This window comes from Tenacibaculum sp. M341 (assembly GCF_004337695.1).
Taxonomy (GTDB): domain Bacteria; phylum Bacteroidota; class Bacteroidia; order Flavobacteriales; family Flavobacteriaceae; genus Polaribacter.
Genome location: NZ_SJXJ01000002.1, coordinates 305,947 through 318,649 on the forward strand (window position 1 = coordinate 305,947; position 12,703 = coordinate 318,649).

At 29.3% G+C, this 12,703-nt stretch carries 15 protein-coding genes; 8 read left to right on the forward strand and 7 right to left on the reverse strand.

The genetic code is table 11. From position 1 onward, the window contains the following. Window positions 1–75: 75 nt before the first annotated feature. Window positions 76–474 carry a DUF6146 family protein gene (locus tag EYW44_RS03190; RefSeq protein WP_207893738.1) on the reverse strand — a complete coding sequence of 133 codons (399 nt, stop codon included), beginning with the start codon at window positions 472–474 and terminating at the stop codon, window positions 76–78. Between the two features lie 126 nt (window positions 475–600). Further along, window positions 601–2,652 carry a protein-disulfide reductase DsbD family protein gene (locus tag EYW44_RS03195; RefSeq protein WP_132722219.1) on the reverse strand — a complete coding sequence of 684 codons (2,052 nt, stop codon included), beginning with the start codon at window positions 2,650–2,652 and terminating at the stop codon, window positions 601–603. A gap of 215 nt (window positions 2,653–2,867) precedes the next feature. On the opposite strand from EYW44_RS03195, the gene EYW44_RS03200 reads away from it, so the two are divergent. Both EYW44_RS03200 and EYW44_RS03205 read left to right on the forward strand, forming a co-directional pair. Continuing rightward, on the forward strand, window positions 2,868–3,428 hold the full coding sequence (locus EYW44_RS03200; protein ID WP_132722220.1) for a DNA-3-methyladenine glycosylase I: 561 nt from the start codon (window positions 2,868–2,870) through the stop codon (window positions 3,426–3,428). Window positions 3,429–3,446: 18 nt separating this feature from the next. Further along, entirely contained in the window at window positions 3,447–4,364 is a 918-nt protein-coding gene (locus EYW44_RS03205) for an ion channel (protein WP_132722221.1), read from the forward strand. 24 nt (window positions 4,365–4,388) lie between these two features. Here EYW44_RS03205 and EYW44_RS03210 read toward each other — a convergent pair whose 3' ends face one another. Beyond that, entirely contained in the window at window positions 4,389–4,604 is a 216-nt protein-coding gene (locus tag EYW44_RS03210; RefSeq protein WP_243643598.1) for a hypothetical protein, read from the reverse strand. A 65-nt stretch (window positions 4,605–4,669) separates the two neighbouring features. Here EYW44_RS03210 and EYW44_RS03215 point away from each other — a divergent pair, with 65 nt between their 5' ends. After that, on the forward strand, window positions 4,670–5,353 hold the full coding sequence (locus tag EYW44_RS03215) for an HAD family hydrolase (RefSeq protein WP_132722222.1): 684 nt from the start codon (window positions 4,670–4,672) through the stop codon (window positions 5,351–5,353). 2 nt (window positions 5,354–5,355) lie between these two features. Then, window positions 5,356–5,742, forward strand: coding sequence for a nucleoside triphosphate pyrophosphohydrolase family protein (locus EYW44_RS03220; RefSeq protein WP_132722223.1), 387 nt, complete (start codon window positions 5,356–5,358; stop codon window positions 5,740–5,742). A 54-nt stretch (window positions 5,743–5,796) separates the two neighbouring features. On the opposite strand, the gene EYW44_RS03225 is transcribed toward EYW44_RS03220, so the two are convergent. Together EYW44_RS03225 and EYW44_RS03230 are read right to left on the reverse strand one after the other, a co-directional pair. Next, entirely contained in the window at window positions 5,797–6,711 is a 915-nt protein-coding gene (locus EYW44_RS03225; RefSeq protein ID WP_132722224.1) for a TlpA family protein disulfide reductase, read from the reverse strand. Between the two features lie 86 nt (window positions 6,712–6,797). After that, a complete protein-coding gene (locus EYW44_RS03230) occupies window positions 6,798–7,856 on the reverse strand; it encodes a branched-chain amino acid aminotransferase (protein WP_132722225.1) in 1,059 nt (352 codons plus the stop codon). 124 nt (window positions 7,857–7,980) lie between these two features. On the opposite strand from EYW44_RS03230, the gene EYW44_RS03235 reads away from it, so the two are divergent. From EYW44_RS03235 to EYW44_RS03245, 4 genes are read left to right on the forward strand one after another with little or no spacing between them, the layout of a single operon-like run. After that, entirely contained in the window at window positions 7,981–8,484 is a 504-nt protein-coding gene (locus tag EYW44_RS03235; RefSeq protein ID WP_132722226.1) for a DUF4920 domain-containing protein, read from the forward strand. Window position 8,485: 1 nt separating this feature from the next. Then, a complete protein-coding gene (gene mnmD / locus EYW44_RS03240; protein WP_132722227.1) occupies window positions 8,486–9,142 on the forward strand; it encodes a tRNA (5-methylaminomethyl-2-thiouridine)(34)-methyltransferase MnmD in 657 nt (218 codons plus the stop codon). 12 nt (window positions 9,143–9,154) lie between these two features. Then, window positions 9,155–9,286 carry a hypothetical protein gene (locus EYW44_RS22670; protein WP_256369364.1) on the forward strand — a complete coding sequence of 44 codons (132 nt, stop codon included), beginning with the start codon at window positions 9,155–9,157 and terminating at the stop codon, window positions 9,284–9,286. A gap of 3 nt (window positions 9,287–9,289) precedes the next feature. Beyond that, entirely contained in the window at window positions 9,290–10,009 is a 720-nt protein-coding gene (locus EYW44_RS03245) for a tRNA1(Val) (adenine(37)-N6)-methyltransferase (RefSeq protein WP_132722228.1), read from the forward strand. A 77-nt stretch (window positions 10,010–10,086) separates the two neighbouring features. Here EYW44_RS03245 and EYW44_RS03250 read toward each other — a convergent pair whose 3' ends face one another. Both EYW44_RS03250 and EYW44_RS03255 read right to left on the reverse strand, forming a co-directional pair. Further along, window positions 10,087–10,869 carry a hypothetical protein gene (locus EYW44_RS03250; RefSeq protein ID WP_132722229.1) on the reverse strand — a complete coding sequence of 261 codons (783 nt, stop codon included), beginning with the start codon at window positions 10,867–10,869 and terminating at the stop codon, window positions 10,087–10,089. Between the two features lie 420 nt (window positions 10,870–11,289). Continuing rightward, on the reverse strand, window positions 11,290–12,660 hold the full coding sequence (locus EYW44_RS03255; protein ID WP_132722230.1) for a saccharopine dehydrogenase family protein: 1,371 nt from the start codon (window positions 12,658–12,660) through the stop codon (window positions 11,290–11,292). Window positions 12,661–12,703 lie beyond the last annotated feature (43 nt).

Consider the following 12,703-nt stretch of genomic DNA (forward strand, 5'->3'; position numbering starts at 1 on the left):
AAAAGAACAAATATACGTTTTTGTTTTGATTGTTATAACCAACAAGTTAGCGTTGGAAGATAAGGCTCAACAGAATTATCTTAATCGCATTCGGTATTTTTGTTGCGCAAATTCGAAATAGTTAAAGAGTTTGTAGTTAACATCGTATCCGTAATCAATATTGGCATTGTAATCAATAATGTTTTCATAAATATTAGGATTAAACCTAGTTGGATTGTTAACACGTGCATTCCATAATGGAACGTAAATTCTATTTCTGTTTTCTAAATATGCTTGCGAATAATATCCTGCTGGTCTGGCTATTGAATTTAAATAGGTATTAAAACCAATATCTATAATGGTAATCTCATATTCTAAACTATCATTTTTTATTACTACAGGTTCTTCTTCTTTATTGTTTTGTTGAATAGTAGTGTTGGATGCGCAAGAAAGTATAAGCACAAAACTGAATATTACAAATAGTACATTTTTCATAATCATATATTTTGTTTCTATAAATATACAAAGAAGTTTAGAGTTACTAATTTACCAAGTAAAAAGGTCAGATTTTACTTTAAAGTAAAACCTGACCTTTTTATATATAAACTTGAAATTATCTTTTTACTTAAGTAAGTCAGATGTGTTGAATAAATTATCTAATGTGTTTTCTGATTTCTTTTTACCATCTAATAACCAGTTAAGATATTCATCTGAATTAGGAGTATATCCTACAGGGTTATTTAAAATTTGAGTGCCATCTGCATTCAATAATGCATAATAAGGCTGAGTATTGGTTTTAAAGAAGATAGTTTGAAAATGAGACCACTTATTACCATATGTTTTTAAAGTTCTGGTTTCTCCATTAATTCTAGTAACGGTAAGTTGTTCTTCTTTTGGTAACTCTTTTTTATCATCAACATATAATGAAATCAATACATAATCATTTCGTAAAACGTCATCTACTTCTTTAATCGGCCATACATGTTCTTCCATTTTACGGCAATTAACACATGCATATCCTGTAAAATCTAACATTACTGGTTTATTTTCTTTTTTAGCGAATGCTAAACCTTCTTTCAAATCTTTAAAACAAGTAAGGTTATTTGGACATTCTTTTGGGTGTATAAAACTATAGCCTACAGGAGGAGCTAAACCACTTAATAATGAAAGAGGAGTAAAAGTATTTGTTTTCTCATTAATTCTGAATCCAGATGCTAAATAAATAGCAAAAGCAGCTACTAAAACTCCGGTAGTAATTCTTAGTCCACTTATTTTTTGCAAAGGAGAATCGTGTGGGAATTTTATTTTTCCAAATAAATACAGTGCTAACGATGCAAAAATTAGAATCCATATAATTAAGAAAGGCTCAATTTTTAAGAGATTCCAGTGTGCTACCATATCGGCATTTGATAAAAACTTAAAAGCTAAAGCTAATTCTAAAAATCCTAAAACCACTTTTACAGTGTTCATCCATCCACCAGATTTAGGTAGTGAATTTAACCAACCAGGAAAAGCAGCAAATAAAGCAAAAGGTAAAGCTATAGCTAAAGAAAATCCAAGCATTCCTAACACAGGGGCTAAACCTCCAGTTGACGCAGCTTCTACTAATAAAGTTCCAACAATAGGACCAGTACAAGAGAAAGAGACTACGGCTAAAGCTAGCGCCATAAAAAAGATTCCTAAAATACCGCTTCTATCAGCTTGATCATCAATTTTAGTAGACCAAGAACTAGGTAATGTAAGTTCATAAAATCCGAAGAAAGAAAAAGCAAAAGCAACTAAAATGATAAAGAAAATAACATTAAACCATAAATTAGTAGATAGTCTATTTAAAGAATCTGCTCCAAAAATAATAGTAATAATATATCCTAAGAATACATAAATAGCAATGATAGAAATTCCGTAAATGATAGCATTTCTAATACCAACACTTCTATTTTTACTCTGTTTGGTAAAGTAACTAACAGTCATTGGTATCATAGGAAAAACACAAGGTGTTAATAATGCTGCAAAACCAGATAAAAACGCAATTAAGAAAATGCTGAATAAAGAAGAACTATCGTTTTTCTTTTGAACATTCGTATTGCTTTCTCCGCTAATGGTATTAATATCTGCTGTAGGTTGTTGGATTTCTTGAGTTGTTAATCCGTATAAAATTTTATTAGCTTCTTCATTAGATAAATCTGCTTTAACAGTTTTTGTAGTACTACTCTCTACTTTTTTATTATCAGGAGCATAAAAAGTTAATTCTTTTACATTCGGTGGTAAACAACGTTCGTCGTTACACACCATAAATTCAACTTCAGCCTTAATAACAGCAGTAGCATTTAATAATTTTATTTTCTGTTTAAATACCGTTTTCTTCTCAAAGTATTTGATAACCATTTTAAAAGTATTATCAAATTCGGTGATACCTTTTTCTTCAATAGTTTTATCTATCAAAGAATAGTTTTCATTATCTGTGTAATGAAATATTGTTGGTCTTGGTCCACCTTTTGGAACATCTTGACCATATAAATGCCAAGTATCTTCAATACTAGCAGTTGTAACTAAGAAGTATTCTGTATCTGAAATTTTTTCTACATTCGTTTTCCATTTAATAGGATTAAAAATTTGAGAAAATCCTAAAAGTGTAGAAAACGTAAATATTAATAAAAAAAATATTTTCTTCATTTTTAACAAACTTTGTTTCAGTTATGACGTAAAAGTAATCTTTTTCGTACAGAACTCATTTAGACTTTTTAGTTTTAAGAGAAAATTAGAACTTTTTGATTTTGTTTGAGTTCTATATAGAATGTTTAATGTTACTCTTAAATAGGGTGTTGTAAAATGAATAAATAAGTAAACAGTAGTCTATTTTTTATTAATTTTAGTCAAAATATAGAAAAATGAAAAACCGTTGTTTTTGGGTAACTAACGATCCTTTATATATTGCTTATCATGATGAAGAATGGGGAGTGCCAGTATACGATGATGCTACTTTGTTTGAGTTTTTAGTATTAGAAACTTTTCAAGCAGGATTAAGCTGGATTACTATTCTTAGAAAGCGAGAAAACTTTAGAGCAGCTTTTGATAATTTTGATTACCAAAAAATAGTAAATTATACTGAAGAAAAATATGAAGAGTTACTTCAGGATAAAGGAATTATAAGGAACAAATTAAAAATTAAAGCAACCATATCCAATGCACAAGCATTTATGGAAGTTCAAAAAGAATATGGTTCATTCTCTAAATATATCTGGGGTTTTTGTGATGGAAAACCAATAAAAAACTCATTTAAAACAAGAGAAGAAGTACCAGCTACGACTGAGCTTTCAGATAAAATTTCAAAAGATTTAAAGAAAAGAGGGTTCAAGTTTGTTGGATCTACCGTAATTTACGCTTTTATGCAGGCAACAGGTATGGTAAATGATCATACAACTGATTGCTTCAGATATAATGGGATATAATAATTTAAGATATTATAAATGATAAAAAAGACAAAAGACCCAGGTTTTGGTCATAGCTCTACCAAAAACGTAAAAGGGATTATCAATAAAGATGGAAGTTCTAATATTACACATATCAATAGAAAATTCATTATTGATGATTTGTACACGTTTTTTATAGAGTTAAGTTGGGGGAATTTTTTCTTGTTAGTTTTATTGTGCTATTTGTCATTGAATATTTTGTTTGGTTTTGTATATCTATTTATAGGTATTGATCAGATAACCCCATCTAAAGGAAATCTTTTTGAAGATTTTTTAAATGGTTTTTTCTTTAGTGCTCAAACATTAACAACCGTAGGTTATGGAGGGATAGCACCTAAAGGGATAACTGCTAATATTATAGCTGTTTTTGAGGCGCTAATAGGTTTGGTGAGTTTTTCTTTTATAACAGGTTTGCTTTATGGAAGGTTTTCTAAACCAAAAGCAGCAATTCGTTTTAGCAAGAATTTAATTGTTAGAGATTTTAACGGAGAAAGGGCTTTGATGTTTCGATTAATGAATAGTAGAAAAACAATAATGATAGAACCAGAAGTGGCGGTTACATTATCATTAAACGAAAAAGATGAAAAAGGGAATTATAAAAGAAGCTTTTTTGAGTTAAAATTAGAGCGTAATAAAATAATGTATTTACCAACAATATGGACGATTGTTCATATCATAGATAACAACAGTCCGTTGTATAATTTAACCAATGAAGAAGTTAAGAATTTAGATGCAGGTTTATATGTGTTAATTCAATATCATGAAGAATCTTTTGGACAAAAAGTCTATCAAGCTACCTCTTACAAATTTTCACAATTAGAAATGGATGTTAAATATGTACCTTCTTCTGGTTTTGATCAACATGGATACACTGTTTTAGATCACGATAAATTAAGTGAAATTGAACCTATGTAAATAGTAATGTTTTTAATTTAAAAATCAGCCTTTTATTAACAACTTTGATAAAGATAACAAAGCAATAGCTACAACAATACCAATAGCAACGTATAACGCAGCATTTTGATAGTGTTTTTTATTGTTTTTAGCATCTTTTTTATAACTGATTACCATTAAAATAATAAAAGCAATTACAAAACAAGAAGCAAAAATTATTCTACCTGTAGTAAACATTTTTGAAGACATTAAAAACATCATATTATTATAAATTTAAAAACAAACGTAGTAACAAAGTTTGTACTTTTAGCAAAAGTAATAAATAAATGAAAAAAAAGAATTTATTCGTTCTAGATATTGATGATACATTAACAAGTAGCGAAAAAAAGCATACCGATTCTCTTTTATTTGCCATGGCTCAAATGGGTATAAAAGAGGTAGATACAGATTGGAGAAATTATGCAAATGCTACTGATAGTTATATTGTAAAAAAGAATTACGAAAAAACATTCAACAAACCTTTTTCTCTAGACTTATTAGAAGATTTTGAAAAAGTAATGACTACTCATTTTTTAGACTACAAAAACTCTAAAGAGGTAAATGGTGCAAAAAAGATGGTTGAATTTATTACAAATGAAACTAATTTTGGAGTTTGTTTTGCGACAGGTTCATTATTAAAACCAGCATTGTTAAAGCTTAAGCAAGCAGAGATTGATTTTTCAGAAGAGGTATTAGAAGCATCCAATACAATTTACACCAGAGAAGAAATAGTACAGTCTACTATTAATAAAGCCAAAGATTTTTACGGTGTATCATCTTTTGATCATGTTGTTTCTTTTGGCGATGGTTTGTGGGATGTAACTACAGCTAAAAATTTAGGCGCACATTTTGTAGGGGTTAATACTAGGAATGTAGACGATTTTAAAGCGCAAAAAGTACAATATCATATCAATGATTGGTCTGAGTTTGATTTAAAAACTCTGGAAAACATATTTAACATTAATCAGTAGTAATGAAAGAAAAAATAGACGCTGTAAAAGCATTTCATACAGCATTTGGATTAGGAGTTAATGAAAGTCCTATCGTTAATTTAAGTGATGCAACAAAAATGCTTCGATTCAATTTAATGAAAGAAGAGAATGAAGAGTATTTAGAAGCCGTGCAAAATAATGATTTAGTTGAAACAGCAGATGCCTTGGGTGATATGCTTTACATTTTGTGTGGAACAATTATAGAGCATGGAATGCAGTATAAAATTGACGAGGTTTTTAATGAAATTCAAAAAAGTAACATGAGTAAATTAGGGGAAGATGGTAAACCTATTTACAGAGAAGATGGAAAAGTAATGAAAGGACCTAATTACTTTAAACCAGATATTAAAAAGATTTTAGAAGAGTAAAATAATTTTAAAAAGAAAGAAGCAATCTTACAAAAGATTGCTTCTTTTTATTTTTTATAACGAATCAAAATCTCCTGTAGCTATTACTTCAACAGCAGCTATAAGTTCGTCTGCGCTATTTAGCATTCTTTCAATATTCCCTTCTTCATCAATAATTAAATGTGTAGGGTACTGAGTAGTACCAAGCTTGTTTTTTATGTAATTACTTTGGTTAGCAACTACTGGAAACCTGAATGTTTTCTTAGTTAAGAATTTCTTTACGTCACTTGGTGAATTATCAGATAAACTTAAGAAGATAACATCTTCATAGGCTTCATATTTATCGAAAAGATCGTTTAGTTTAGGAAGTTCTTTTGTACTAGCTTTAGAATTTACTGACCAACAAGTGACAATTAAAATTTTACCATTAGTATTATCTTTATTGTATTTGTTGTCATTCAAGTCAACAAAATTATACCTTGGTAATGGAGTACCTTCTCTTGCGATTGAATTACTAGCAGAATCAGAAACAGAACTGATTAATTCACTTATTTTTTGATGCTCATCAGAATCATCTAAAGGATATAATTGATACATAGCTTCACCTGTTAGAAGTTTAACAGGAACAAATTCACCAGTAGCTAATTGTTCAATAAATTCATCCTTGTCAATTTCTTCTGCATCACTATTTAAAGGAATAAAATCAGAAGAAAGCTGAATGTTTTCATCAAAATATATTTGCCATTCATCAACATTACTTAAAATATCATCAATGTCTTCAGGAAACATATCTTCATCACTTTCAGTTTCATCAGTTGTTGTATCACTTTCAGTAAAAGATTCTGAATTAGAACTTGTATTTACTGTAGTTTTTGATGAATTTTTGAAACTAGAAATACTATTTTGAGTTTCAAATAAATTCAGTAAAACATAATAAGTTAAAGCAAAAGCTGCGATTAACGTAACAAATGTTATGAGTAGGTTCTTCATTTTCTTATAACCTGTATGGTTTGTTACAAATATATGAAAAACATAATATTATGTTAAATCAAAGTTACGGTTTGTTAACTGTTTAATTATATCTGGTATCTCCAACCATATGGATCATCAGAAATATTGTATTGAATGTTGGTAAGTTTTTCTTTAAATAAAGAAGCATAAGAGTTTTCAAGCTTTGGTAAATCGAAGTTTTCTTTAGCATGACTAAAACCAACAATAGGGTTAATTACAGTAGCTGTACCAGAACCAAAAATTTCTTTAAGCGAACCATTTTTAGCAGCTTCTTTTATTTCTGCAACAGAAACTCTTCGTACTTCAACTTCAATGTTATTGTCTTTAGCTAATTGAATCACTGATTTTCTAGTAATACCATCTAAAATTCTATCGTTATTAGGAGCAGTTACAAGCTTGTCGTTAATTCTAAAGAAAATATTCATAGTACCTGCTTCTTCTAAATACTCATGGGTATCAGCATCAGTCCAAATAATTTGTTGGTACCCTGCTTCATTAGCTAGTTTAGTTGGGTAAAATTGAGCAGCATAGTTTCCAGCAGCTTTAGCATAACCAACACCACCGCTAGCAGCTCTACTAAATTGCTCTGCAAATAACACTCTTACTTCACCGGCATAATATGCTTGCGCTGGAGAAAGTATAATCATAAATTTATATTCACTTGCAGGAGATGCAGATATTGCAGGTTGCGTTGCAATTACAAAAGGACGAATATATAATGAGTTACCCATTCCTTTTTTAATCCAATCTCTTTCTAAATCCAATAAAGTTTTTAATCCATCTAAAAAATACTCTTTCGGAAATTCAGGAATCGCTAAACGAGCTGAAGACTTGTTAATACGAGCATGATTGTCCTCAGGTCTAAAAAGAAAAACATTATCATTATCATCTTTATAGGCTTTCATTCCTTCAAAAACAGCTTGTCCATAATGAAAAACTCTTGCAGAAGGATCCATAGAAATAGGACCGTAAGGTTTTATAACAGGATTTTGCCAAGCTCCATCTTTATAATCACATTCAAACATATAATCCGAGAAAACAGCACCAAATTGCAGGTTGTTAAAATCAACATTATTAATTTTTGTTTCTTGAATAGGGGTAATTTGAATGTTAGAAGAACTCATAAAATGAAGTGTTTTAGATTTTTGCAAAAGTACAAAATTGTAAGCACTTTTAAAGAGAGTGATTTTTAGTTAACCGCTTCCAATATTGTATATTTGTAATCACAAATATTATAATTACTTATAAATGAAAAAATTAGCAATTGTTTTTTTTAGCGCTATTTTAACAATAACCGCCTGTAAAACAGAGAAAAAAACTGAAGTAAAAGCAGAACCAAAAGAAGAGAAGATAGCTTACATGTCTTTTGGAGAAAAAATTAATGATGCAGAAGCATTAACATCTGCAAAAGCTTTAGAACAGTATAAAACATTAAAAATAGGTGATACGGCAACAGTAAAATTTGCTTCTACAATTAAAGATGTTTGTACTAAAAAAGGTTGTTGGATGAAAGTGCCTTTATCTGAAAATGATGAGGTAATGGTTCGATTTAAAGACTATGGTTTTTTTATGCCTTTAGATAGCAAAGGGAAAGAAGTAATTGTAGAAGGTAAGGCATTTGTAAAAGTAACCCCTGTTGATGAATTACGCCATTATGCAGAAGATGCAGGTAAATCTAAAGAGGAAATAGCACAAATAACAGAGCCTAAAAAAGAAATGGCTTTTTTAGCTCACGGAGTTTTATTAAAGTAATTTGAAAAGAGAAATAATCATAACATCTGATGGTTCTACAACCATTCATTTGCCAGATTGGAACGAACAATATCATTCTAAACATGGTGCAATTCAAGAAGCTTACCATGTTTTTATAAAGAACGGTTTAAACGTAGTATCTCAAAACCCAATTTCGATTTTAGAAATTGGGTTTGGTACTGGTTTAAATAGCTTTATTACGTTTTTAGAAAGTAATACTGATGTTAATTACACAGGAATAGAAGCATACCCAGTTGAAGTAGATGAAATTGAAAAGTTGAATTATGTATCTGAATTAAAGGCAGAAAATCATTCAGCTATCTTTAAAAAAATCCATGAAGTTACTTGGGAAGAATCTCACGAAATAACTCAAGGTTTCAGGCTAACGAAACGAAAACAGTTTTTTAAAGATATAAATGATATTGAGGCATACAATTTGATATACTTTGATGCATTCGGAGCAAGAGTTCAACCAGATTTATGGACCGAAGAAATTTTTTCAATTATGTACACATCGCTTAAAGAAGAAGGAGTGTTGGTTACTTATTCAGCTAAAGGGAGTGTACGAAGAGCTATGGAAAGTGTAGGTTTTAAGGTTGAAAGATTGCCAGGACCTCCAGGAAAAAGAGAAATGCTAAGAGCCACAAAAACTAAATAAAAAAGGAATCAAATGAAATTTCAGAAAAGATTTGGAAATAGAAGAAAATCGAACCCTAAAAGAGGTTTATTATTTGTCTTATTATTAGCCTTTGTTTTGTATTTATTCTTCAATACCGAAAAAATTTTAGGAAACTTACTCTAAATTATGAAACCTTTTCAATTTAAAGAATTCACAGTTCATCAAGATAAAACTGCAATGAAGATTGGTACTGATGCTGTGTTGTTGGGTGCATGGACTCCCACAGATCATTTTCCAGATAGCATACTTGACGTTGGTTCTGGAACAGGAGTAATAGCATTAATGTTAGCCCAACGTTGTGATGCACTTACGATAGATGCAGTTGAAATAGAAGAAGCTGCTTATGAGCAAACAGTAGAGAATTTTGAGCGTTCTGATTGGGGTGATCGTTTATTTTGTTATCACACTTCATTCCAGGGTTTTGCAATTGAAATGAATGAAGAGGAAGAAGTTTATGAGTTAGTAGTGGCTAATCCACCTTTTTATACTGACGATTTTGAAACAGAGGATGAGGCTAGAAATAAAGCTAGATTTACTTCTTCATTGTCTTTTGAGGCTTTATTAAAAGGAGTGTCTCAAATATTAGATGAAAATGGAGCTTTCTGCACAATTATACCTTTTAAAGAAGAGGAAAGTTTTATAGAATTAGCGAAAACTTTTAATTTGTTTTTGCATAAAGTATGTAGAGTTAGAGGAAATGAAAACTCTGAAATTAAAAGAAGTTTACTTCAGTTTTCTTTTGGTAAAAAAGAAGTATTAGAATCATCACTAATTATAGAAAAAGAAAGACATCAATACACTGATGATTATATAAATCTTACAAAAGATTTTTATTTAAAAATGTAGATTTAGCTCTGTTTTTAAGTAAGAATAAAAATAGGTGTATAGAAAAAATATGTTATAAATTTATGATTTGTAGCAATTTAATATTTATGAGTTACTTCTTTCAGCTTATAATGTTTTTTGTTTAATGGTATTAGATGCTTTTTTTTAAGTGTCCATATTGAGTTTTTAAAATAAATATAATTATTTCTATTATCCTTCGATCTATTTGAATTAAGAGTTAATTTATTTTGATTGTTTTCCCAAAAGCCTTCACTGTACTTTATAAGTTTTTTGTTTTGATACTCTCGGAATTGAAATGTTCTATTCTCATTGAGTAATAACTTAATTGTTTTTTTGTTACTTTTTTTAAAAAATATAGTGTTGTTAAAATGATGAGTAAAATTATCAGGGGGCTTTATTTTTAATAATGCATACATTCTATTATTAAAAACTCGAATAAAATCATTGTTTCGATCTGCGTCAGTACAAGTGTGTAAAAGTTTTAATTTTATTATTTTAATATCGTTTAAAAAGATAGTTTCAGTTAATGTCCCATTAGAAGCCATTCCATTTAGAGGTTCAAATAAAACTTTTTTACCATTAGAAAAGAAACCTACAGCCATTTGATCAATCTGATTGAAAAGTTGTTTTGATTGTTTTTTATTAGATGTGTTTTTATGATTAAAATACGCTAATGAATTCAAGTAAGATAAGTTATTTGTATTAAAAGTTTGTCCATGTATGTGAACACTGTTTAAGTGAAATCCTTTGGGAGTGTAAGTAATCAAATCAGAAAATATAGAATCTTTGTTTACAGTATTTTGACTAAAGCTATTTTTAGTTAGTAAAAAAACAAAAAGAGTTAATAAATAGTTTTTCATTCAGATAGCAATTAGATTGCTAAATTAATGGAGTATCATACATATATGATTTAAAGAAGTGGTAAATTAACTGTAAGATTATGTTAATTTGATAGATAAAAAGTGTTTTTTGAACGTTAACTGGTAGGTTGTTTTATCGTTTTTATCTGAAAAAACGTTTTAAATACAAGAAATATCAATTCATCGATAGAATAGATAAACTCGGCTAATTTGTAGAAAAACAACATTTATTTGGTGGTATCTTTGAAGTGTAGATGAAACATAAAGTAAATTTCGCCAAATAAAAGAAGTCACTAAAAAGAAACATTTACAACTGAGTAATCCCTAAAAACAATTAAAATATAATAATCAACAAAATTATAATTAGTTAAAGTATTGTAATAAGTGAGATGAAATCTCATCTCACTTATTTTTTTAGTATTATCCTCTAATACCTTCTAAGTTGTATCCTAAGTATGGAACTTCTTTTTCAATAAAAGTTACTCCAAAATCTTGTAATTCTTCTAGTATAGGTTCATAAACCTCTTGGTTTATTGGAAGTTGTACACCAGGTTTAGTAATTTCACCATTTAAAATTCTCAATGTAGCCATTGCCACAGGTAAACCAACAGTTTTTGCCATAGCTGTGTAAGTTTGGTCCTCACCTTTAATAACCATGCTACTTTCTATTTGATGTTTTCCATTTTCATCTTCATACCCAAATTTATGATGCATTACAATCATATCTTTATCTTCAGGAGCAAGTGTCCAAGAATCCATCAATATTTTCTGTAAAATTTGTGCAGGTGTAGCATTTTGTAATGCTACTTTTTTATTTGGATTAAAAATATCTAATTCAACAAATTTTTCCCACATAACATCATCCTGATCTATTTTTAAATACGATCTAAATTTAAGTTCAACAGAATCAGAAGGAGAATAAGCTAAAAAAGAGTTAGTGAAATCTCTATAGCTCATGTTTTCAGAATCTTCTATAGTGTAGCTGTCATCTGTCATACCTAGTTGAACAAATACGTTCCAGGCTCTTGAAAAACCAACTTTACGTATAGTTCCTCTGTACATGGTAGGAATATCATCTAAGCCATAAATACTTCTATATTTTAAAGAATCTCTGTTGGCATAACCTTCAAAAGTTCCGCTTCCATTAATTTTTAAAAACTCAGTTCTTCTAAATAACTTATGATAAGGAATGTATTTATAAGTACCTTCTTGAATAAATTTTGATGCACCACCTTGTCCTGCTAATACTACATTTCTAGGGTTCCAAGTAAATTTATAGTTCCATAAATTATTATCGCTTTCAGGAGCTACCAAACCACCAGTAAATGATTCAAAAAGTAACATTTTACCTCCTTTTTCTCTAATTTTATTGATTACTTCCATAGCACTCATATGATCAATACCAGGATCTAAACCAATTTCATTCATAAAAACCAGTCCCTTTTTTACAATTTCTTCATCAAGAGCTTTCATTTCTTTAGAAATGTAAGAGGCAGTAACCATGTGTTTTTCAAATTGAACACAATTTTTTGCAACTTCTATATGCAAATGTGCAGGCAACATAGAAATTACAATATCAGAACTTTTAATTGCGTTTTCTCGCTCTTCGCTATTAAACACATTTAACTTTATAGCAGATGCATTTGGGTGATCATTTGTTTTTCTTTTAGCGTTTTCCAATGAAAGATCGCCAATAGTAATATGTAAGTTTTCTTCGGTAGATTTATCTAGTAAGTATTTTATTAAAGAAGAACTCGATCTTCCAGCTCCAATAATTAGAATATTTCTCATAAAATATGCTGTATTTTTGTAATTATTTATGGACAAAAAGCAT

What these genes read in the sequence shown, in the direction of transcription:
- EYW44_RS03190 (WP_207893738.1), bottom strand. Translation starts at nt 474, where the DNA reads ATGAAAAATGTACTATTTGTAATATTCAGTTTTGTGCTTATACTTTCT.
- EYW44_RS03195 (WP_132722219.1), bottom strand. Translation starts at nt 2,652, where the DNA reads ATGAAGAAAATATTTTTTTTATTAATATTTACGTTTTCTACACTTTTA.
- EYW44_RS03200 (WP_132722220.1), top strand. Translation starts at nt 2,868, where the DNA reads ATGAAAAACCGTTGTTTTTGGGTAACTAACGATCCTTTATATATTGCT.
- EYW44_RS03205 (WP_132722221.1), top strand. Translation starts at nt 3,447, where the DNA reads ATGATAAAAAAGACAAAAGACCCAGGTTTTGGTCATAGCTCTACCAAA.
- EYW44_RS03210 (WP_243643598.1), bottom strand. Translation starts at nt 4,604, where the DNA reads ATGATGTTTTTAATGTCTTCAAAAATGTTTACTACAGGTAGAATAATT.
- EYW44_RS03215 (WP_132722222.1), top strand. Translation starts at nt 4,670, where the DNA reads ATGAAAAAAAAGAATTTATTCGTTCTAGATATTGATGATACATTAACA.
- EYW44_RS03220 (WP_132722223.1), top strand. Translation starts at nt 5,356, where the DNA reads ATGAAAGAAAAAATAGACGCTGTAAAAGCATTTCATACAGCATTTGGA.
- EYW44_RS03225 (WP_132722224.1), bottom strand. Translation starts at nt 6,711, where the DNA reads ATGAAGAACCTACTCATAACATTTGTTACGTTAATCGCAGCTTTTGCT.
- EYW44_RS03230 (WP_132722225.1), bottom strand. Translation starts at nt 7,856, where the DNA reads ATGAGTTCTTCTAACATTCAAATTACCCCTATTCAAGAAACAAAAATT.
- EYW44_RS03235 (WP_132722226.1), top strand. Translation starts at nt 7,981, where the DNA reads ATGAAAAAATTAGCAATTGTTTTTTTTAGCGCTATTTTAACAATAACC.
- EYW44_RS22670 (WP_256369364.1), top strand. Translation starts at nt 9,155, where the DNA reads ATGAAATTTCAGAAAAGATTTGGAAATAGAAGAAAATCGAACCCTAAA.
- EYW44_RS03245 (WP_132722228.1), top strand. Translation starts at nt 9,290, where the DNA reads ATGAAACCTTTTCAATTTAAAGAATTCACAGTTCATCAAGATAAAACT.
- EYW44_RS03250 (WP_132722229.1), bottom strand. Translation starts at nt 10,869, where the DNA reads ATGAAAAACTATTTATTAACTCTTTTTGTTTTTTTACTAACTAAAAAT.
- EYW44_RS03255 (WP_132722230.1), bottom strand. Translation starts at nt 12,660, where the DNA reads ATGAGAAATATTCTAATTATTGGAGCTGGAAGATCGAGTTCTTCTTTA.